Below are 21,495 nucleotides of genomic sequence, written 5' to 3' on the forward strand. Positions count from 1 at the left end.
ATAAAATTTTTATGGCTTGTAACAGTTGCTCAACTGGTAATGATGGCCAACCAAAAGGATGCAAAAACAACGGGACTTGCGGCACAGATAGCTGCAATAAACTCACTGTTTTTGATTGGTTAGCTAATATGTCGCTTCCTAACGGACAAGAACCATTTATTGGTGTCGAAGTACGTTTTAAGAATGGCAGAAAACACTATTATAAAAATACAGAAAACCTCACTTTAAGCATTGGAGATATTGTGGCAACACAGGCTAAGTCTGGTCATGATATTGGAATGGTTACCCTTACAGGAGAATTGGTAAGTGTACAAATGAAGCGTAAGAAAGTAAGATTAGACGACGCAGAAAATGTTTTAAAAATATACCGAAAAGCATCACAAAAAGATATTGATATTTGGTCGGAAGCAAGGGACAGGGAAGAGCCAATGAAGGTGAAGGCACGTCAATTTGCTATCGATTTAAAACTGAAAATGAAAATTTCGGATATCGAATTTCAAGGCGATGCAAGTAAAGCAACATTCTACTACACTGCGGAAGAACGCGTTGATTTTAGAGAGTTAATTAAAGTATTTGCACGCGAGTTTAGAACACGTATCGAAATGAAGCAAGTTGGCTTTAGACAAGAAGCTGCAAGACTTGGTGGTATAGGTTCTTGTGGTAGAGAATTATGTTGTTCTACATGGTTAACAGATTTTAGATCTGTGAGCACTTCAGCAGCACGTTACCAACAATTGTCCTTAAATCCTTTAAAACTTGCAGGACAATGTGGAAAGCTAAAATGTTGTCTTAATTATGAGTTGGATTCTTATTTGGATGCGCTTAAAGCGTTTCCTAAGTCGGATACTAAATTATACACTGAAAAAGGAAATGCGGTTTGTCAAAAAACGGATATTTTCAAAGGTTTAATGTGGTATGCTTATGAAGGTGAATGGATGAATTGGCACATTATCACTACAGAGCAAGCTAATGAAATTATTGCAAAGAATAAGAAAAAAGAAAAAGTAGCTAGTTTGGAAATTTATGCTGCAGAGCACATCCAAGACACTAAAATTGAGTTTGAGAACGTTGTAGGTCAAGATAGTTTAACACGTTTCGATAATCCAAAATCGAATAAGAAACGTAAAAACAATAAGAATAACAGAAATAACAACAATAATAAATCTCGAAATCGAAACCGCAATCAAAATTCTAATGCTAAGCCAAAGCCAAATGCTAAGAAAAATTAATGGGTTATTTCTTGTAGTCATCAGTTGTTTTCTATTTACAAATTGTGATTCCAATGCTGTTTTTGACACTTATAAATCAGTGCCAAACCAATGGAACAAAGATTCTATTGCAACGTTTAATTTTAAAGCTCCAGATACTTCAAATAGGTATAACTTATACGTTAATTTAAGAAATACTGACGCTTATAAGTTTAGTAATTTATTTCTTATTGTAGAGATGAACTATCCTAACGGAAAGGTTGTTAAAGATACTTTAGAATATAAAATGGCAGCACCAAATGGTGAGCTTTTAGGTACTGGATTTTCGGATTTGAAAGAAAATAAATTGTGGTTTAGAGGTTATAAAGAACCGTTTGTATTTAAAGAAGAAGGTGATTACATAGTTAATATTCAACATGCCATGCGAAACAATGGAGTTGTTAATGGTGTAGAAAACTTACAAGGTATTACAGATATTGGTTTTAGAGTAGAACAGGCTCAAAAATAGTGAACATGGCAAAAAAGAAAACAACGAAAGCTAAATCAGAAACTTTAGACTTTTCAAAATACGTACGATGGTTTTGGATCGTATTTTTAGGTGGTATATTATCCGTAGTACTTGTATTTTTATTAGCATCTTGGGGAGTTTTAGGTGAAATGCCTGATCCTTCGAGATTAGCAAACCCTGAGACTAACTTAGCATCTGAAATAATTTCATCAGATGATAAAACGTTGGGTAAGTTTTATTTTGATGATAATAGAACTCCAATTGGATTTAAAGATTTACCAAAAAATTTAGTTGATGCGTTAATTGCCACAGAAGATGTTCGTCATTATGAGCATTCTGGTATTGATGGAAGAGGTACATTGAGAGCTTTTGTTTACCTTGGTAGAAAAGGAGGTGCAAGTACAATATCGCAGCAGTTAGCAAGACAGTTATTTATTGGTTTTAGAGATAAAGAAAGCACAACAAATGCTATTATTCAAAAAATACAAGAATGGGTATTAGCCATTCGTTTAGAGCGTCAATATACTAAGGAGGAAATTGTGGCCATGTATTTTAATACCTATGATTTTGGTAATAATGGTGATGGTATTCGTTCTGCTTCGCGTATTTATTTCGGTAAGGAACCTAGGGATTTAGATATAAAGGAATCAGCAATGTTAGTTGGGATGTTTAAAAATTCATCTTTATATAACCCTAGACCTCATAAAAATCCTGTAGGTGTTAGAAATAGACGAAATGTGGTTTTAGCTCAAATGGCTAAATATGATTATATCACTGAAGCCGAAAGAGATTCACTTCAAAAAACAGAATTAGATTTAAATTATTCACCAGAGTCGCATCGTGAAGGTATTGCTACCTATTTTAGAGAGTACCTTAGAGGTTTCATGAAAGAATGGGCAAATAAAGATGAGAATAGGAAGCCAGATGGTACTAAGTACGATTTATACACAGATGGACTTAAGATTTTTACGACCATAGATTCGCGAATGCAGCAATATGCCGAAGATGCAGTTGGACAGCACATGCCAAGGTTACAGGCTGAGTTTGATAACCAGAATACGCCAGAGCGCAATAAAACAGCACCTTTTCTAGATCTTAATACGTCTGAGGTTAATAAATTAATGAAAGATGGTATGAGACGTGGTGAGCGTTGGAGAATTCTTAAAAATCAAGGGAAATCAGATAAGGAGATTGAAGCATCGTTTCAAAAACCAACGGATATGACCGTTTTTAAATGGGTAGATGGTAAGCCAAGCGAAGTAGATACGATTATGAAACCTATAGATTCTATGCGTTATTACAAGTCATTTTTACGTCCGGGAATGATGTCTATGGATCCACAAACGGGTCATGTGAAAGCTTGGGTCGGAGGTATGAATTATAGGCACTTTCAGTATGATATGGTAAAACAAGGTAAGCGTCAAGTAGGTTCCACGTTTAAACCTTTTGTTTATGCCACAGCAATCGATCAATTACAGTTGTCGCCTTGCGATATATTTCCAAGAACACCGATCACTATAGAAGCCAATAAATTTGGAAATCCAGAGCCTTGGACTACCAAAAACTCAGATGGTAACTATTCAGGTGAACAAACGTTAAAAGATGCTTTAGCAAGTTCCACAAATACAATTACAGCACGTTTAATGAATGAAGTTGGACCACAGCCGGTAGTTGAAATGGCAAAAAAACTAGGTATTACGTCAGATATTTTACCAGTTCCAGCTATTGCTTTAGGTACAGCGGATATAAGTGTTTATGAGATGGTTGCCGCTTATTCTACGTTTGCTAATAAAGGAGTGTACAATAAACCTGTAATGGTAACGCGTATTGAAGATAAGAATGGAACCATTTTATATCAATTTGTTCCAGAGAGTAAAGATGTTTTAAGTGAAGAAGTGGCTTATGTTACTGTAAATTTAATGGAAGGTGTAACCAGAGCTGGTTCAGGAGCGCGATTAAGACATAATTCAGAATGGTTAAAAAAATCCGCAATGTATAAGGAGGTAATGACAGGTTATCCTTATGAACTTTCTAATCCTATAGCAGGTAAAACTGGTACCACACAAAATCAAAGTGATGGTTGGTTTATGGGCATGGTGCCTAACCTAGTGACAGGTGTTTGGGTTGGAGCAGAAGATAGAGCAGCGCATTTTAAATCCATTACATACGGTCAAGGTGCTTCTATGGCATTACCAATTTGGGGATTATATATGAAGGCTTGTTATGCCGATAAAACTTTAAACGTGTCTACCAGCGAATTTGAGAAACCTTTGGATTTAAAAATTGATATAGACTGTACAGCTAAAGACGAAGGTGACATCACCGATGAATCGGATTCTGTTGAAAATATCGAATTCGATTTCTAAGAATCGTCAAAAGTCACACCCTTATTTTATGACTATTAATTATAGGTTTTGGACTTAGTTTTGTATTTTTCAAAAGCAAAATTATTCTAAATATGATTAATAAAAAAGTGGACAATATTTCTGAAGCCCTAAAAGGAGTCAGTGATAATATGACCTTTATGTTCGGTGGTTTTGGCCTCTCTGGAATTCCGGAAAATGCAATAGCTGACCTCGTAAAACGTAATATAAAAGGACTCACCTGTATCTCTAATAATGCAGGAGTCGATGATTTTGGCTTGGGCTTATTATTACATCAAAGGCAAATCAAAAAGATGGTCTCATCTTATGTTGGCGAAAACGATGAGTTTGAACGTCAAATGCTTTCGGGAGAGTTAGATGTTGAGTTAATACCTCAAGGTACTTTAGCGGAGCGTTGTAGAGCTGCACAAGCCGGATTTCCCGCAATTTATACACCTGCAGGTTACGGAACAGAAGTCGCAGAAGGTAAAGAAACTCGAGAATTTGATGGAAAAATGTATGTTTTAGAACATGCCTTTAAAGCCGACTTTGCTTTTGTAAAAGCATGGAAAGGTGATGCTGCAGGCAATTTAATCTTCAAAGGAACCGCCCGAAATTTTAATCCTATCATGTGTGGAGCCGCAAAAATAACAGTTGCTGAGGTCGAAGAATTGGTGCCAGTTGGAGAATTAGATCCTAATCAAATTCATGTGCCAGGTATATTTGTACAACGTATATTTCAAGGTGAAACCTACGAAAAGCGAATTGAACAATTAACGGTAAGACAAAGAAGTACCTAGAATTTGTCATTCTTGTGAAGGCAGGAATCCAGTATAGAAATAATGTTTTAATTAAATAGATTCCTGCTTACACAGGAATGACAGAAAAAGATGTTAGATAAAAACGGAATAGCAAAACGCATTGCAAAAGAAGTACAAGATGGTTACTATGTTAATTTAGGAATAGGTATTCCAACATTAGTAGCGAATTATGTAAGAGATGATATTGAAGTCGAATTTCAAAGTGAAAATGGCGTTTTAGGAATGGGACCGTTTCCTTTTGAAGGAGAAGAAGATGCAGATATTATTAATGCAGGAAAACAAACTATTACCACATTACCGGGAGCTTCATTTTTTGATTCAGCCATGAGTTTTGCAATGATTAGAGGTCAACATGTTGATTTAACGATACTTGGAGCTATGGAAGTGTCAGAAAATGGCGATATAGCGAATTGGAAAATTCCAGGAAAAATGGTTAAAGGCATGGGAGGTGCTATGGATTTAGTGGCGAGTGCTGAGAATATTATTGTAGCCATGATGCATACCAATAGGGCAGGCGAATCTAAGTTGCTAAAAAACTGCTCTTTACCTCTGACGGGAGTGGGCTGTGTGAAGAAAATAGTAACAAACATGGCGGTTATAGAAGTGACACCAAAAGGGTTTAAACTTTTAGAACGTGCACCTGGAGTCTCTGTAGAAGACATCAAAAACGCGACTGAAGGAGATTTAATTATTGATGGTGATATTCCTGAAATGAACTTATAGATGAAACCATTGTTCAAAATAAGTGCCGCTAATTTATAGCGGCTTTTTTGTGCGTAAATTCCTCATATAATATGTTAAATGTTAAAAATAAGTGTATTTCATCGATTTATAATGTATTTAGGCAGATTAATTCAAAATATGTTTCATATTGCAGTACCCAAACAAACCTAATTTATTAACCTGATTTAACATAAACCGAAATTTACCTTTTTGCCCTAAATCTACCATGAATTACTGCTTATGAAAACTAAATCAAATCTACCAGAACCTACTTTAACTGAAGATCACGGATTTTCAGCATTAGAAAACACTTTGGAGTTAGTCTCAAATGTTTTCAAACTAGCCAAAAGAGTATTCATGCTATAATCCTTTCGGAATAGCATGGATAAGCTTTTTTGTGTAAGCTTGTTTTGGAGACGCATAAATAAGATCTGCATCTCCAATTTCTTCAATTTTTCCTTGATTCATTACTAGCAATTGATCTGCCATATATTTTACAACCGCCAAATCGTGTGAAATAAATATATAGGTAAATCCAAATTGTGCTTTTAAATCATTTAATAAGTTTAAAACTTGCGCTTGTACGGAAATGTCTAAAGCTGAAACCGATTCGTCACAAACTATAAGTTGAGGCTCTAAAGCGATAGTTCTTGCAATACCAACACGTTGACGTTGACCACCAGAAAATTCATGAGGATAGCGATCAAAAGCTGAGGAGTCTAAGCCTACTTTTTCTAAAATAGATATTACTTTTTCTTTTCGGACTTTGTTAGAGGTTCCAATGTTATGAACAGTCATAGGTTCTAAAATAGCATTTCCAACAGTTAAACGCGGATTCAAAGAAGCGAATGGATCTTGAAAAATAATTTGAATATCTTTTCGCAGCGTCCGCATTTCAGAGCGACTTAAATTGATAATGTCTTTTCCTTTATATAAGATTTGTCCTGCTGTGGCTTTGTCTAATTGTAGAATGGCATTTCCTAAAGTTGATTTTCCACAGCCAGATTCACCCACCAAACCCAAGGTTTCACCAGGAAACACTTTAAAACTTACACCATCTACAGCATTAAAGGGTTGGTCTTTTGTAAACCATCCCGTTTTTGAAAAATAGGTTTTTTCGACATCTATAACTTCTAATAAAGGTGTTTGTGCATATAGTTTTTCGTGATTTTTTGCTCTTTCAGTATCAGAAATAATGGTTGTACTGACGTTATCAGTCATAAAATCCGAGATCGTTGGTAATTTTTTTAATCTAAATTCTGTTGAAGGTCGCGCTCCAATCAGCGCTTTGGTGTAGTTATGTTCTGCGTGATTGAATATAGTATCTGTAGTGCCTTGTTCTACTATTTCACCCTGATACATAACTAAAACGCGATCGGCTAATTCGGAAACCAAAGACAAATCGTGTGAGATAAACAATACACTCATTTTTGTTTCGGTTTGAATGTTTTTTAGTAATTCTAAAATCTCCTTTTGAACGGTTACATCTAGTGCTGTGGTTGGCTCATCTGCAATCAATAGCTTTGGTTTACAAGCAATGGCCATAGCAATCATAACCCGTTGTTTTTGTCCACCGGAAATTTCATGAGGGTAAGCTTTAAAAATCCGTTCAGGATTAGGCAATTTTACTTTTTCGAAGAGGTTTAAAACTTCCGACTTAATTTCTGAAGCTGATAATTTAAAGTGTTGTTTCAAGATTTCTTCAACTTGTCTGCCGCAACGCATAGAAGGGTTTAAAGAACTCATTGGTTCTTGGAAAATCATCGCAATGTCATTCCCTCTAATCGCTTGAAATTCTTTTTCAGAAAGTCCAACAAGGTTTTTATCTTCAAATAAAATAGAACCCGACGTAATTTTTGAAATCTTTACAGGCAGCAGACCCATTAATGCTAATGAAGAAATGGATTTACCAGATCCAGATTCGCCAACTACAGCCAGAATTTCATTTGGGTTAATATGAAAAGAAATATGTTTAATAATTTCCTTCTCAATTTTATCCTTATAAAAAGAAATTTTTAATCCATCAACGTCTAATAATTTTTCATTTGCCATATGTAAATGTAGTTATTTTCTTCAATAGTGCTGTGGTAAAACCGTAACTCTAGAAAAGTTGTTCACATTATCACGAAAACGTTTTCGTTAAATTGTCATATTAACAAAATTTTAATACTTTCAGGGAAATAAAAATAAGTTTAACCCTAAAAATTTATCAAAAAGTATGAATAAAAATTATTTTAATGGTATTTGTGTAATGGTATTTATGCTGTCGATGTTTACAGCGTTTTCACAAACCAATCTTCAAAAAGAACAGATAACGAGTCGTTACGACAAACAAGCGATTCAAGAATTAAGCGAAAATTTTGATAAACAATCTAAAGCAGAAAAGGCTTTTGCTACGCAAATGGCATTAGTTAATGGTTGGCCACTTATCATTACAACTGAAGATGCTTATATGGAACTTCAAAAAATCTCTTCAGAAGGCCAACCTATTTATTACAGAACATTTAATGTTGCTGCTGCCAAGTCCACAAGAGCGAATCATTTAAATTCAGGTGGTTCTCTAGGCTTAAGTTTAGATGGTCAAAACATGGAAGCACATGTTTGGGATGGCGGTTTAGCACGTGCATCGCATCAAGAATATGATGGAGCAGGTGGTAATAACAGGTTTTCAATTGGAGATGGAACTTCAACTTTAAACTATCATTCCGCACATGTTACTGGAACCATAATTGCATCTGGTGTCGTTGCTAATGCAAAGGGAATGGCACCTCAAGCGAGTGCTGTAGGTTACGAGTGGAATAATGACACATCTGAAGCAACTTCTGCGGCAGGAAATGGGATGTTAATTTCAAACCATTCTTATGGATATGCTGCTAGAAATTCAGCTGGCCAAGCACAACTACCGAGTTATTATTTTGGTGGTTATATAACAGATTCTAGAGATTGGGATGAAATTATGTATAATGCACCTTATTACTTAATGGTAGTTGCTGCAGGTAATGATGGTTCTGATAATTCTGCAAATAGTTCACCTTTAGATGGCAATACATCTTATGATAAGCTTTCTGGTCATGCAACCGCTAAAAACAATATGGTTGTTGCCAATGCTAATGATGCTAATATTGATGCTAGTGGAAACCTTGTAAGTGTCACAATAAATAGCAGTAGTAGCGAAGGACCAACTGATGATTACAGAATTAAACCAGATATTACAGGTAATGGAACGGCTGTATATTCTACATACGAGTCTAGCAATACAGCATATGCTAGTATCACTGGTACGTCTATGGCATCACCAAATGTAGCTGGTTCTTTATTATTATTACAACAACATGCTAACAACATTAGTGGAAGTTTCATGAGAGCTGCAACATTAAAGGGTTTAGCACTTCACACTGCAGATGATGCTGGATCTAATGGACCTGATGCTGTGTTTGGTTGGGGCTTAATGAATAGTAAGCGTGCTGCTGAAGTAATTACAAATAATGGTAACGCATCTATAGTTGACGAGTTAACGTTATCTAATGGACAATCGTATCAAATCACCGTAGATTCTGATGGTATAAATGATTTGTATGCCTCAATTTCTTGGACAGATAGAGCAGGTACAGCGTCAACATCTGTAAATTCTACAGCATCTAATTTGGTTAATGATTTAGATATAAGAGTTACTAAAAGCGGTACAACGTATACTCCTTGGAGATTAACAGGAGTGACTACAAACGGACAAGGTGATAATACTAAAGATCCTTATGAACGCGTCGATGTGGAAAATGCATCAGGAACGTACACGATTACCATAACGCACAAAGGCTCATTAACAGGTGGAAGTCAAAATTATTCATTAATTGTGACTGGTTTGTCAGCAACACCAGTAGTATGTAGCGCAACAACACCTACAGGATTATCAATTGATGGATTTGGGTCTTCTACAGCAACAGTATCTTGGGATGCTGTGTCAGGTGCGTCTTACGATTTTAGATATCGTGAAGTAGGAGCTTCTACATGGATAACATCTTCAGTTTCAGGAACAGCAACGTCTTTGTCCGGTTTATCTCCAGAAACGTCTTATGAAGTTCAGGTCCGAAGTCAATGTGCAGATAGTTCTACATCAAGTTATACAAGTTCTGTAAACTTTACAACAACAGAAGTGCAATTAAATTATTGTACATCTACAAGTAGTAATGTTAATGATGAATACATTAGTGGAGTGCAATTAGGAACTATTAATAATACATCAGGAGCACAATTTTATTCAGATTTTACAAACCTTTCAACAAATTTAACTCAAGGTCAAAGTTATACGGTAGCCGTGACGCCGACCTGGACAGGAACACAATATAACGAAGGGTATTCTGTATGGATTGATTATAACCACGATGGTGATTTCTCAGATTCGGGAGAACAAATTTTGTCGCAAGCAGCAACACAAACAACTCCTGTTAGTGGAAGTTTTACAATTCCATCAGGAACCTATTCTGGAGCGACACGAATGCGTGTGTCTATGAGTTATAATGAAATTCCTACTGCATGTCAATCATTTACTTATGGTGAAGTCGAAGATTATACGGTTAATTTAATTGCCGGAACTGCAGATACAACAGCGCCAGTTATTGCGCTGAACGGAGCATCAACCATTAATTTAGAAGTTGGTGATACTTATAATGAGTTGGGAGCAACAGCTACGGATAATGTTGATGGTAATTTAACGTCTAGTATTGTTATAACGGGAACTGTGAATACTAATTCTGCCGGAACATATACTAAATATTATAATGTAAGCGATGCTGCAGGAAATGCTGCCACACAGCTCACTAGAACAGTTATTGTCACACAGCCAGCGGATACCACTGCACCAGTAATTACGTTAACCGGAGCGTCAACCATTAATTTAGAAGTTGGTGATACGTATAGTGAGTTAGGAGCAACTGCAAGCGATAATGTTGATGGTAATTTAACAGCAAGTATTGTTATTACAGGAACGGTGAATACAAGTTTAGCAGGAACATATACTAAATATTACAACGTAAGTGATACCGCAGGAAATGCAGCAACACAACGCACTCGGTCTGTTGTAGTAACCCAACCTTCTACAGGTGATTGTTCAGGTGGAATTTCAACGTTTCCATATTCTGAAGGTTTTGAAAATACTTTAGGATCTTGGTCTCAAGGTTCTGGTGATGATTTTGATTGGGAAACAGGAAGTGGAACTACTCCATCAAGTAATACAGGTCCTTCTAGTGCGGATTCTGGTTCTTATTATTTATTTATGGAATCGTCTTCTCCTAATTATTCGACAAAAAGAGCCATTTTGAACTCTCCTTGTTTTGATTTAGGAAGTGCATCTCAAGCAACGTTTACGTTTAAATATCATATGTATGGAGCTTCTTCAATGGGAAGTTTAGCTTTAGAAGTGAGTGAAGACAATGGATCAACTTGGACAAGTGTTTGGAGTGAATCTGGAAATCAAGGAAATTCTTGGTTAACAGGTAGTGTAGATCTAGGATCTTACGTAGGATCTTCTATTCAATTACGTTTCAATGGCATTACAGGAACAACGTGGCAAGGAGATATGGCTATTGATGCTGTTGGTTTAACGACAGGTGGAGGCTCTAGTTCATGTTCTAATGTAGCATTGTCAATTACTTTTGATAATTACCCAGAAGAAACCGCTTGGAGTTTAATAGATGCATCAGGTAGCACAGTTGCATCTGGTGGAACTTACGGTTCTCAGGCAGATGGTTCTACATTAAATATTAATGTGGATTGTTTGGCAGATGGTTGTTACGATTTTGTAATAACAGATGCTTACGGAGATGGCATTTGCTGTTCTTATGGAAATGGCTCGTATACTTTAACGAATTCTGATTCGGGAATAACATTAGCTTCTGGAGCATCATTTACAAGCTCACAAACTACTAATTTCTGTTTGGGTAATGCAGGGAATTCAATATTAGATGTGAATCCTGGAGTCATTTCAGATAATCCAAATCAACATTTTAAAGTACATCCAAATCCTGTTAAACAAACACTTTATGTTGATTTACTTGGCTTTGAGGCTCAAACTTTTGAAATTGTAAATATGTTAGGACAAGCCGTAGCAAAAGGAAGATACACCTCAGTGATTGATGTGTCTCAATTTGATAGTGGTGTTTATATATTAAAAATAAATATTGGTGAGAAAACCAAAATAAAGAAATTTGTTAAGGAGTAATATCTTAATGAATTAGTTAAAAAAGGAAAAGTCCAGATTTTAAATCTGGACTTTTTTATATATGTTTTATTTCATTATCATGAAGCAATTCATCTCCTCTCAATCTTAAGAAAATTTGAGCAACGGCAATCGTGTCTTTTTCACAATACACAATAATGCGATCGACTTCTTTTTCTTTATAATACACACGATAGACTTCACTACCATCAATATCATCTTTTGGTGAAGGTATACCCAAAACATTGGTCAATAATTTTAAAGAGGTATACGTTTTATAATCTCCGAATTTCCAAAGTTCTAAAGTATCGAGATGTGGCACTTCCCAAGGTTTTTTACCGAATAAATTCAGTTTATATGGTAATTCTATGTTGTGGATAATCATACGTCTTGCGATGTATGGAAAGTCGAATTCCTTACCATTATGTGCACACAGTAAATGTCTGTTAGAACTAAAATGCGAAATCAATAAATTTTTAAAGTCCTTCAAAATTTTAATTTCATCGCCATAAAACGAGGTGACTCTAAAGTTTCGAGATTCACCTTCCATTTTAAAATACCCAACAGAAATACAAACTATTTTCCCGAACTCAGCCCAAATGCCTGCTCTGTCATAAAATTCTTCAGCCGTAAATTCTTCTTTACGTTGATAGCGCGATTTAGCATCCCAAAGCTCTTGTTTAGTTATATCTAAATCAGAGAAGTTTTCTGTTTCTGGGACGGTTTCTATGTCTAAGAATAGAATGTGTTCTAGGTTGAGTTTACTAATCATGTTCTATTTTCAACTAAAGTTAACATTTTTAAATTAATTTTTAGTCGAATTTGGCGTGATTGTTTGTTTTTCAATGAGTTGTATGGCTTTTTCAAGCACTTCATCACGTCCATTTTTAATGCCTTCGATGGTTGGTTTTACTTCAATATCTGGAACGATACCTACGCGTTGTGTTTCTGAACCATCTGGATAAAGAACCCCAATGCCTGATATTGCAGTTGTTAACCCTCCAGGAAGCTGTATAGCTGAGACATTACCATCTGCACCAGCAGTTGTGCTACCAATTATAGTTGTTTTATCTCCTGCTTTAAAAGCCATGGCTGTATATTCTGCTTGACTCTGAGATATTTCATTTACTAATACTATTACCTTTTCACCTTTAAAGGACCATTTTTTAGAAAGTCCAACTTTGTAACCTTCTTTAGATTTAAATTCGCCTGGGTTATTTAAGTTGCCTCCTGTGAACTTTACAAAATCAGCCCTATTATTATTTAAGAAATTTCCTAATTCAAAAAGGACAAAAGTTGAAGGGTAATTTCTAATATCTACTATAATTCCTTTTAAATTTTGAAACTCTTCTTTTATAGAATCTATATCCTCGTTTGTGATGTTTTGTAAGGTTATGTATCCAATATCATTATTTAGTTTTTTAAAACTTTTCTCAGTTCTTTTTTTGTACCAACTGTAATACCCTTCGATATTCTCTTTTTTATATAAATCTAGTTTTAAGTTCGAAGTTTTTCCAGCGCGTTCAATTTTTAACTCTATACTGTTTTCTTTTGATCTCAAAATATTAAAACTAATATCTCGTAAGCGAGTGGGTTGGTTAGATGCTGGATAGTAAGGATTCATGTCTTTTACTACGTCATCAGTGTGTTTACCGTTAATATGCGTAATGATATCGCCTATTTTTAATTCGCTAGTTTTGTTTTCTGGGTCATTAAATAAATCATCTACAACGAGTTTGTTTTCTATGAATTTAACATGAATTGGAGCATAATAATCGCCTCGTTGTTCTTGTATTTTATTATTTCCACCCCAAAGATTAGCATGTGTGTCTTTAATATCTCCAATAATTTGAATGGCGGCTAGTTCGTATTCTAACTCATCTTTAGCATTGATGAATTTTGGGATGTATTCTGCCAAACAGGTGTCCCAATCCTTATCTGTTAGATGTCTGTAAGGAAAATAATAATTTATAATATTCCAATATCTAAAGAGTGATAATAATCTAAAACCAGCATCTGGATAAGGCATATCCTCATAGATGGCTTCATTTTTAAATTCTGGATTTCCAACACCAGGCTTCATAGCAATATAATGGTGTTCACCTTGATGTCTATTGGTTTGTATGTATAGTAATTTTTCACTTAGAGACTTAGAAATATTAGTTGCTGTTATCCATTCTAAATCCGGTTTTAAATGAGAGTCTTCAGAAGTGGGTTCACATTTTCTGCAATGTTTTACTTTTCCATAGCTATCTATCCAAGATAAAAGTAATTTATCACGTTCTGTAGTTGTCGTCACTTTTTGGTATTCAGGAAGAAACCTAAAAAGTTCATAATCCCAATTATAGTTTCCTTTTCCGGTTTCGGGATGATAGTATTTTAAAAATCCCCAAACACGTCCTAAAAGCTCAAGGTTTTTTATTTGATTTTCATCTAAGTTATTGAAAGTAATAGCTGAACCTTTATTAAATTCAGTATCTCTATTTAAGGTTTCAAGATCTACGTGGTGATTGCTTTGTGCAGTAATGTTTAGAAATGTAAATAGCAGGATAAGAGTAAAATAAAGTTGCTTCATGGTTGATTGGTTTTACTCAAAAAAAGACATAAAAATGACGATGTATATCTAACTATTTGTTAAATAACATAATATTAAGATTTTAGATTGAGCATTGCATAGGCTTCATCTATATAAACATAAAAATCTTCAGGGAAAGAATTGATTGTTTCAGTACTTCTATGATGTCCTAATCTCACCACTATTAAATTGTCTTCCGGGATTACGATGACATATTGCCCTAAAATTCCTCGCATAGCAAAGGTGTGTTTCCCATTATATTCACTTATCCAAAAACCATACCCATAAGGCTGACCACTAAATCGAGATGTGGTCGCTGTGGCGACAAAAGTAGAATCTAGTAATTGCTTACCATTCCATTGTCCATGATCTTTATAAAGCTTACCAAAGCGTGCAAAATCTCGTGCATTACTAGAAATACAACAAAAGGCTTTGGCTAGTTTGTTTTCATCATCATCTAATTGCCACAAGGCATCATTTTCAGCGCCTAAGGGTTGCCAAAAACTTTCGGAGAGATACTGTGGTAATCGTTTTTTTGTAGCTTTTTGAATCACCATACCTAGCAATTGCGTGCTGCCGCTTAAATATTCAAATTCTTTACCAGGTGTTTTTACCACCTTTTGATTTAATATTGTTTCAGCTAAGTCATCATCGTAATTCGCTCTTGCTGTAATAGAAAACGGACTTGTGTAAGACTCAACCCAATCTAAACCAGAAGCCATGGATGATAAGTCGCCAACGGTTGTTTTTGTACCTTCAAATTCTTTATAATAATCACTAACAGGTTGGTCTAAATTTTTAATATAGCCCTCCATAATTGCTTTCCCAAGTAATGATGAGGTTATACTTTTAGCCATTGAAAATGAATTGGTTTTAGAAGCTGCATCGTAATTCTCGGCATACTGTTCGTAGTAAATACTGTCATTTTTTATAATGAGATAGGCAATCGTACCAAACGTGTCATTTGTTGTGTTTAGCCGATCTGTTGCATTTATAGTATTGTAATTTTTATGTAATGGCCAAGCATCGATTGTTGTACCTTTTTTGATGGTATCATTTTCAAAATACGGATAATCATCAATAAATGCTGAAGAGTGTCCTGTAAAATAAACCACACGAACCCCTTTTAGAATGTAGTCGTAATCAAAAATATAAGAGGCAATTACAAGCACAGCAATAATTCCGATGAGCCATTTTAATAGTTTTTTGATAAATTTCATTGCGTTAGATGTTAATTATTTGCTTTGCGATTTTTTAGTTTTTCTTTATAAAAGGCTTTGTTGGCGATATAAATAGTCTTTTTAAAAGTAGCAATTATATGTTGTTTGTCGTCCACTAAATTCATGGTTTTAACAATATCAATTTCACTAGTTTCAATAACAGATTGTTTTATAGTGTCTATCTCTTCTTTTGTAAATATAAATTCACCATAAATTGTAGTTTTGCCTGGCTTTTTATAGCGCGCTTCAACGGATTTGTCCCAAACCACATAATCATTGCCTAGAATTTGAATGAGCTGAATCATATAAATAGGATCTGTTGCAGATAACATGCTACCACCAAAAATGGAACCTGCATAATTGCGGTTTTTCCAACTTGGTTTTAATCTAATTTTTACAAAAAGCAAATCGTCACTAACCTCTATAAGTTTGGCAGTAGATCGGCGATACATTGGCGACCAATTGAAACCATATTTGTATATCGTTGAGGTTTTAAAAAAACGTTTTAAAAATTCAGTTGCTATTTTATACATTAAAATAAGGATTGTTGTTTGTATTCACTTTCATGATTGAGCAACCATTGTTTTCTGTATAACCCACCAGCATAACCTGTGAGACTTCCGTTGCTACCGATGACTCTGTGACAAGGTATAATAATCCAAAGCGGATTTTTACCGTTGGCACTTGCTGCAGCTCGTATGGCTTTTATATCCCCTAATTGTTTGGATAATTCTAAGTACGAAATGGATTTTCCAAAAGGAATAGCCTCCAATTGTTTCCATACCTTTTTCTGAAAGGTTGTGCCTTCAGGATGTAATTTTAGGTCGAATTTTTTTCTGGTATTGTTGAAATATTCTTTAAGCTGAATCACACAATCTAATAAGGCTTCCGGAATACTTTCTGATAATGTTTCTTGTGAATCTATGATTGAAACAGAAACAATACCATTCTCATTTCCGCTGATTTTGGCATGTCCAAGTGGAGTTTCAATATGGCAGATTTGTAGAAGCGACTGTTCCAAATAAAAGTTTAGTTTTCAGGATTGTCATTATCAATGATGCCTAAACGTTTTGCTCTAGATTCCCAGCTTCGTCTTGCTAAAAGTTGTAAGTCAGATACATTATCGCTTTCATCCATGATTTCTAATCCTAGCAATGTTTCAATAACATCTTCCATGGTCACTAAGCCACTTACGGTACCGTATTCATCTACAACTAAAGCTAAGTGATTTCGGCTTTCAACCAATTGTTCAAATAATTTTGGGATTGGTAAACTACGATTCACGATAATAATGCTTCGTTTAATATCAGATAATAATTTTGAACCATTACCTAATGCCATTTCTTTGAAAACTTCAGCTTTTAAAACTAAGCCAGTAATATTATCGGATTCGTCAGTATAAACAGGGACTCTAGAAAACCGAATATTAGAATTGGCTTTAAAGAACGTTTCCACGGTCATGCTTTCGTTTTCAGTTTTCATTACTGTACGAGGTGTCATCACATCTTTTGCTTGTACTTCTTTAAAGTTCAATAAATTTTTAATGACTTTACTTTCATTTTCTTCAAAAACACCTTCTTCTTGTGCTATTTCTGCCATAGCAGCAAAACTTTCTCTACTTAAAACACTACCATGACCTTTGCCACCAATCAGTTTTGTAGTGAGTTGAAGTAACCATAAAATGCCGGTCCATTTTAAAGGAAATATTAAAATATTTAAAGCTTTTGACGTAAAGTTTGCTAATTGCCTCCAATACGTTGCACCTACTGTTTTTGGTATAATTTCTGAAGCAACTAATATCAGAATTGTCATAACCGTAGACACAACAGCGACCATGATATCTTCGGTAAACTCAAATCCTAAAATAGAACGTTTTGTGCTGCCATAAAGCTCAACATAAGCCACTTTGGCTTGTACACCCACTAAAATAGCACCAACGGTATGTGCAATAGTGTTTAATGTTAAAATGGCAATTAGGGGACGATCGACATCTTTTTTTAGTTCTTCTAATTCAAGAGCATAAGCTTTACCTTCTTTCTTTTTAATATTAAGAAATGTCGGTGTTAAGCTTAAAAGTACAGCCTCTAAAATAGAACACAAAAATGAAAAGAAGATGGAAATGACAGCGTAAAAAATGAGTAAGCCCATTAATGTTTTGAAGTTTTTATATGTACAAAGTTACGAAATGAATACTAATTTAAAGCTAGCTATTTTTTTAGTTATTACCAAGTTATGGTTGGTAAAGAAAAAGTACGTGTCAAAAAAAATTGTAAATTCGAATTATGAGAAATATATTTTTAATACTCGTCTTGCTAGGTACTTACTGTTTATCAGCACAAATAAAGGGAAAGATAACATATCGTCTCGAAACCATTAAAGACAGTATAGAGCAGCCTTTTGAAAATCCTGAGAACACTGAAGCTCAAAATGAAGTATTTGCAATGATTCATGATGCGGAACCTGTGGAGGGTTATTTGGTGTTTAATGATAGTATCGCTATTTATAATGTAGAACCAAAAATTGACATTCCTGGATGGAATAATAGTAGTGATGGCCTTATGATTACTCGAAGTAATATTAATTTGTCATGGGTGATGGCTGGTGGGAGTTCAACCTATTACAATGATTGGAGTCGCGATTATAGTATTACCCAAAATTCTGTATCGGGTCCTACCAAAAGAGTTATACAAAAACCAAAAGAATGGACTATTACAGAAGAATCTAAAGTTATAGATGGCTATACATGCTATTTAGCAACCATAGATAAACGCAACGATAAGAAAGTAAAGGCATGGTTTACACCAGAAATCCCTGTAAAACATGGTCCAAGAGGTTTTAACGGATTGCCAGGTTTAATTATGGAAATTGAAGATATTGTATTACTATGGACAGTCGTTAAAATTGATATTGATAATCCTGAAGCTGATGATATCATAGAGCCTATGGAAGGAGAATTACTAACACAAGAAGAATATATAAAGTTTAGTGGTAACCCTTTTGGTGATAATTAAGTTAAAGGAGGAATATTTTTTATATAATAACAATTAAAAAATATGAGGACATTTATTATTCCTTTTGTTTTTCTGATAATATTTTTTTCTAAACTGAATGCACAAGAAATAGCTCACAATACTATTACTAAACTTTCATTGTCAAAACATAGTTTAGCAGAGAAGCTCTATTTGCAGCTAGATAATACATTGTATCAAACAGGTGAGAAAATTTGGTTTAAGGCTATCGTTGCAAAATCAGCAAATAATAGTTTATCTGATCTTAGTAACATTTTACATGTGGAACTAATTGATTCAAATAAATCAATTATCGATAAAAAACTACTAAAATTAAAAGATGGTATAGCCAGTAGCGCATTTGAATTGCAAAAAAGTTTAAAGTCTGGGAAGTATATCATCAGAGCCTATACGAAATGGAACAGGAATTTTGATGACGATTTTTTCTTTGTTCAACCAATAGATATTTTTAATTTAAAGGATAATGAAGAGGCTAAAAACCCAATAATTAACGTTGCTATAAATAACAATGAAGATAAAACACTTACTGCTGATATAAACCCAAGAGTTATTAATCCATCATACAGAGGGAAGTTAAAATTATATATTAATGTCGGAAACCGAGTAGATTCAGTAGAGATTAGTAAGAGTAAGGATGATATTTATAAACTAAATTACAAACTCCCAAAAATTGCAACGCAAGCAGAATTGAAGTTTAGCACACAAATTACGGACTATGGACCGGATTTAAACTCCCCAAAAAATTATAGTAAAACCATAGTACTTGACAAAAACTATTTAGATGTACAATTTTTCCCTGAAGGAGGTAAATTGATAAATGGATTTATAAGTACCGTTGCATGTAAATCCATAGATTATAATGGGCTGGGTTATAAAATAGCAGGTGATATTAAAAATAGTAAAGGTCATGTTATAACCAGTTTTAATAGTAACGACCTAGGTTTAGGAACATTTAAGATTTTACCAAGACAAGGGAATGCTTATTATGCAGAATTGCATGTTAATGACATAACCTACAAATACAATTTGCCAGTTGCTGATAATAAGGGGAGTGTTTTGTCTGTAGTTAAATTAAAAGATGATCTAAGAGTTTTATTAGTGTCCAATACAGAAAACACAGGTAATGTAAGAATTCAAACAGAATCTAGAGGTGTAAAATATCACGACCTAAGCTTAAAAAAAACAGATTCTATTAACGTGTCAATTGCGTCAAAATCACTTCCAGATGGGATTATTAAATGGACTGTTTTAAATGATAGTAATCAGATTATTTGTGAGCGTTTGGTTTTTAACAATAATTCAGATAATAGATTGCATCTAGATGTTAAAAGTGATCAAAAGACATATTACCAAAGAGAAAAGACAACGATTAATATTAAGTTGGATAGTTTAGAAATATCTGATAATATAAGTTTATCTGTTTTAGTTTTAGACACGGAAAAATTTAGAATTTCAAAGCAATACAAATCAAATTTAGTTTCTTATTTATTACTTAGTTCAGAACTAAAAGGTTTCATTGAGAATCCAAGTTTTTATTTTGATAGTTCTAATAGAGACCGTGTATTTAGTTTAGATGCGTTAATGTTAAGCCAAGGTTGGCGTAATTATAAATATCAAAAAACAATAAATACTAATAATTACAGGTTTAAACCAGAAAAAGGACTAGTGGTTTCTGGTACTGTAGGCGAATATTTTAATCCCGAAAAGCGTCCCACAAAACCATTAGATATCAATATGATGGTGTACAGTAAACCTTCTGAAGTTTTTAGTCAAGAAATAGATTCTAGTGGTAAATATTACTTTGAAGTAGGAGATATTTATAAACCGAAGACAGATATCTTTTTGCAAGTGGTAAGTAAAAAGGGGCAACCTATTGATTTTGTTGTTAATTTAGATAAAAAATGGACACCAACGATTACAACAATTAAGAATAAAAATATTGCTTTGCCAAATGATATTATATCTACTTTTTTAGAAAAAAGCGAGACGATAAATAGGAGGCAAAAAGAATATGAAATAGCATTTAATACTATTGCTTTAGATGAAGTAGAATTAAAAGATTATAAATTAACACCAAAGCGTCAAAAATCCATTGAATTGCATGGAGAGCCGTCTAAAGTAATAGATGGAAAAAAATTACAGGAAGAGGCGCCAGATTGGAATAATGGCATCTATAGTGTGTTACAAATTAAATATCCTGAAGATATTAGTATTCAAAGGGTCGGGAAGTTTAATGATTTGCTATATGCAAAAGTAGTGGGTTCAGATGTCACTCATATTTTAATAGATAACAAACCTGTCTACCTTGGGGATTATAAATTTATTCAAAATATACCTGTTGAAGCTGTAGAGAGTATTGATCTTATTGTAGATGCTAAAAATGAAAGACTATATCTTTATGATATATATGGAACACATAACCTTCCTGGATTAAGTTTAAAAAAAATAAGCTTTATAAATATTTACACCTATTCTGGTAGTGGGTTACACGGATACAAAAAATCAGAAGGAGTGCGTATTGATACTATTGAAGGATTTGCTAAGTCTGTGGAGTTTTATACTTCAGATTATAGTACATTAACTAACCAAGATTGGGCGATGCCAGATAATAGAAGTGTTATTCATTGGTCTCCAGAAATTAAATTAAATCGCAAAGGTGAGTATAAGTTGGAATTTTATAATGATGATCACGTTGGGGAAGTTTCGGTAATTGTTGAAGCTATTTCTAAAGATGGGAAAATAGGATATTCCGAGTTGACTTATAATTTAAGCGAAGCTGAACGATAACCCAGTAGAATTTAGTCGAGTCGAGTTTTGTATTATTAAGTTTAGGGGTG

16 protein-coding genes are annotated in these 21,495 nt (G+C 34.2%); 9 read left to right on the plus strand and 7 right to left on the minus strand.

What is annotated here, in order from left to right; genetic code table 11:
• Positions 1-11: 11 nt before the first annotated feature.
• The 6 genes from HM992_RS03795 (at position 12) to HM992_RS19880 (ending at position 5,989) form a co-directional block, all read left to right on the plus strand.
• Complete coding sequence (locus tag HM992_RS03795; protein WP_178986333.1) at positions 12-1,229, plus strand: PSP1 domain-containing protein; 1,218 nt, start codon at positions 12-14, stop codon at positions 1,227-1,229.
• The gene (locus tag HM992_RS03800; protein WP_178986332.1) at positions 1,213-1,716 is read left to right on the plus strand and encodes a gliding motility lipoprotein GldH; all 504 of its coding nucleotides are present in this window, start codon (positions 1,213-1,215) and stop codon (positions 1,714-1,716) included. The genes HM992_RS03795 and HM992_RS03800 overlap by 17 nt, the downstream gene beginning before the upstream one ends.
• Positions 1,717-1,721: 5 nt before the next feature.
• A complete protein-coding gene (locus tag HM992_RS03805; RefSeq protein WP_179318768.1) occupies positions 1,722-4,082 on the plus strand; it encodes a penicillin-binding protein 1A in 2,361 nt (786 codons plus the stop codon).
• A 92-nt stretch (positions 4,083-4,174) separates the two neighbouring features.
• Positions 4,175-4,879 (plus strand): CoA transferase subunit A, encoded by a 705-nt coding sequence (locus HM992_RS03810; RefSeq protein ID WP_178986330.1) that lies wholly within the window; start codon positions 4,175-4,177, stop codon positions 4,877-4,879.
• A 90-nt stretch (positions 4,880-4,969) separates the two neighbouring features.
• Positions 4,970-5,623, plus strand: a complete 654-nt coding sequence (locus HM992_RS03815) for a CoA transferase subunit B (protein WP_179318769.1) — start codon at positions 4,970-4,972, stop codon at positions 5,621-5,623.
• A gap of 240 nt (positions 5,624-5,863) precedes the next feature.
• Positions 5,864-5,989, plus strand: coding sequence for a hypothetical protein (locus HM992_RS19880; protein ID WP_262890888.1), 126 nt, complete (start codon positions 5,864-5,866; stop codon positions 5,987-5,989).
• On the opposite strand, the gene HM992_RS03820 is transcribed toward HM992_RS19880, so the two are convergent.
• Positions 5,984-7,675: an ABC transporter ATP-binding protein gene (locus tag HM992_RS03820; RefSeq protein ID WP_179318770.1), complete on the minus strand. Its 1,692-nt coding sequence runs from the start codon at positions 7,673-7,675 to the stop codon at positions 5,984-5,986. The genes HM992_RS19880 and HM992_RS03820 overlap by 6 nt on opposite strands.
• A 166-nt stretch (positions 7,676-7,841) precedes the next feature.
• Between HM992_RS03820 and HM992_RS03825 the strand changes: the two genes are divergently transcribed.
• The gene (locus HM992_RS03825) at positions 7,842-11,837 is read left to right on the plus strand and encodes an immunoglobulin-like domain-containing protein (protein WP_179318771.1); all 3,996 of its coding nucleotides are present in this window, start codon (positions 7,842-7,844) and stop codon (positions 11,835-11,837) included.
• Positions 11,838-11,892: 55 nt separating this feature from the next.
• On the opposite strand, the gene HM992_RS03830 is transcribed toward HM992_RS03825, so the two are convergent.
• From HM992_RS03830 to HM992_RS03855, 6 genes are all read right to left on the minus strand, one after another.
• Positions 11,893-12,606 (minus strand): 3'-5' exonuclease, encoded by a 714-nt coding sequence (locus HM992_RS03830; protein ID WP_178986326.1) that lies wholly within the window; start codon positions 12,604-12,606, stop codon positions 11,893-11,895.
• A gap of 33 nt (positions 12,607-12,639) precedes the next feature.
• Positions 12,640-14,409: a S41 family peptidase gene (locus HM992_RS03835; protein ID WP_179318772.1), complete on the minus strand. Its 1,770-nt coding sequence runs from the start codon at positions 14,407-14,409 to the stop codon at positions 12,640-12,642.
• Positions 14,410-14,483: 74 nt separating this feature from the next.
• Entirely contained in the window at positions 14,484-15,629 is a 1,146-nt protein-coding gene (locus HM992_RS03840) for a serine hydrolase domain-containing protein (protein ID WP_179318773.1), read from the minus strand.
• Positions 15,630-15,640: 11 nt separating this feature from the next.
• The gene (locus HM992_RS03845; RefSeq protein WP_178986323.1) at positions 15,641-16,162 is read right to left on the minus strand and encodes a DUF4442 domain-containing protein; all 522 of its coding nucleotides are present in this window, start codon (positions 16,160-16,162) and stop codon (positions 15,641-15,643) included.
• Positions 16,162-16,650: a methylated-DNA--[protein]-cysteine S-methyltransferase gene (locus tag HM992_RS03850; RefSeq protein ID WP_179318774.1), complete on the minus strand. Its 489-nt coding sequence runs from the start codon at positions 16,648-16,650 to the stop codon at positions 16,162-16,164. The genes HM992_RS03845 and HM992_RS03850 overlap by 1 nt, the downstream gene beginning before the upstream one ends.
• A gap of 8 nt (positions 16,651-16,658) precedes the next feature.
• Entirely contained in the window at positions 16,659-17,777 is a 1,119-nt protein-coding gene (locus HM992_RS03855) for a CNNM domain-containing protein (protein ID WP_178986321.1), read from the minus strand.
• 134 nt (positions 17,778-17,911) lie between these two features.
• Between HM992_RS03855 and HM992_RS03860 the strand changes: the two genes are divergently transcribed.
• Together HM992_RS03860 and HM992_RS03865 are read left to right on the plus strand one after the other, a co-directional pair.
• Positions 17,912-18,640: a GLPGLI family protein gene (locus tag HM992_RS03860; protein ID WP_179318775.1), complete on the plus strand. Its 729-nt coding sequence runs from the start codon at positions 17,912-17,914 to the stop codon at positions 18,638-18,640.
• A 42-nt stretch (positions 18,641-18,682) separates the two neighbouring features.
• Positions 18,683-21,445: an MG2 domain-containing protein gene (locus tag HM992_RS03865; protein ID WP_179318776.1), complete on the plus strand. Its 2,763-nt coding sequence runs from the start codon at positions 18,683-18,685 to the stop codon at positions 21,443-21,445.
• Positions 21,446-21,495 lie beyond the last annotated feature (50 nt).

The organism is Winogradskyella helgolandensis, from assembly GCF_013404085.1.
Lineage (GTDB): Bacteria > Bacteroidota > Bacteroidia > Flavobacteriales > Flavobacteriaceae > Winogradskyella > Winogradskyella helgolandensis.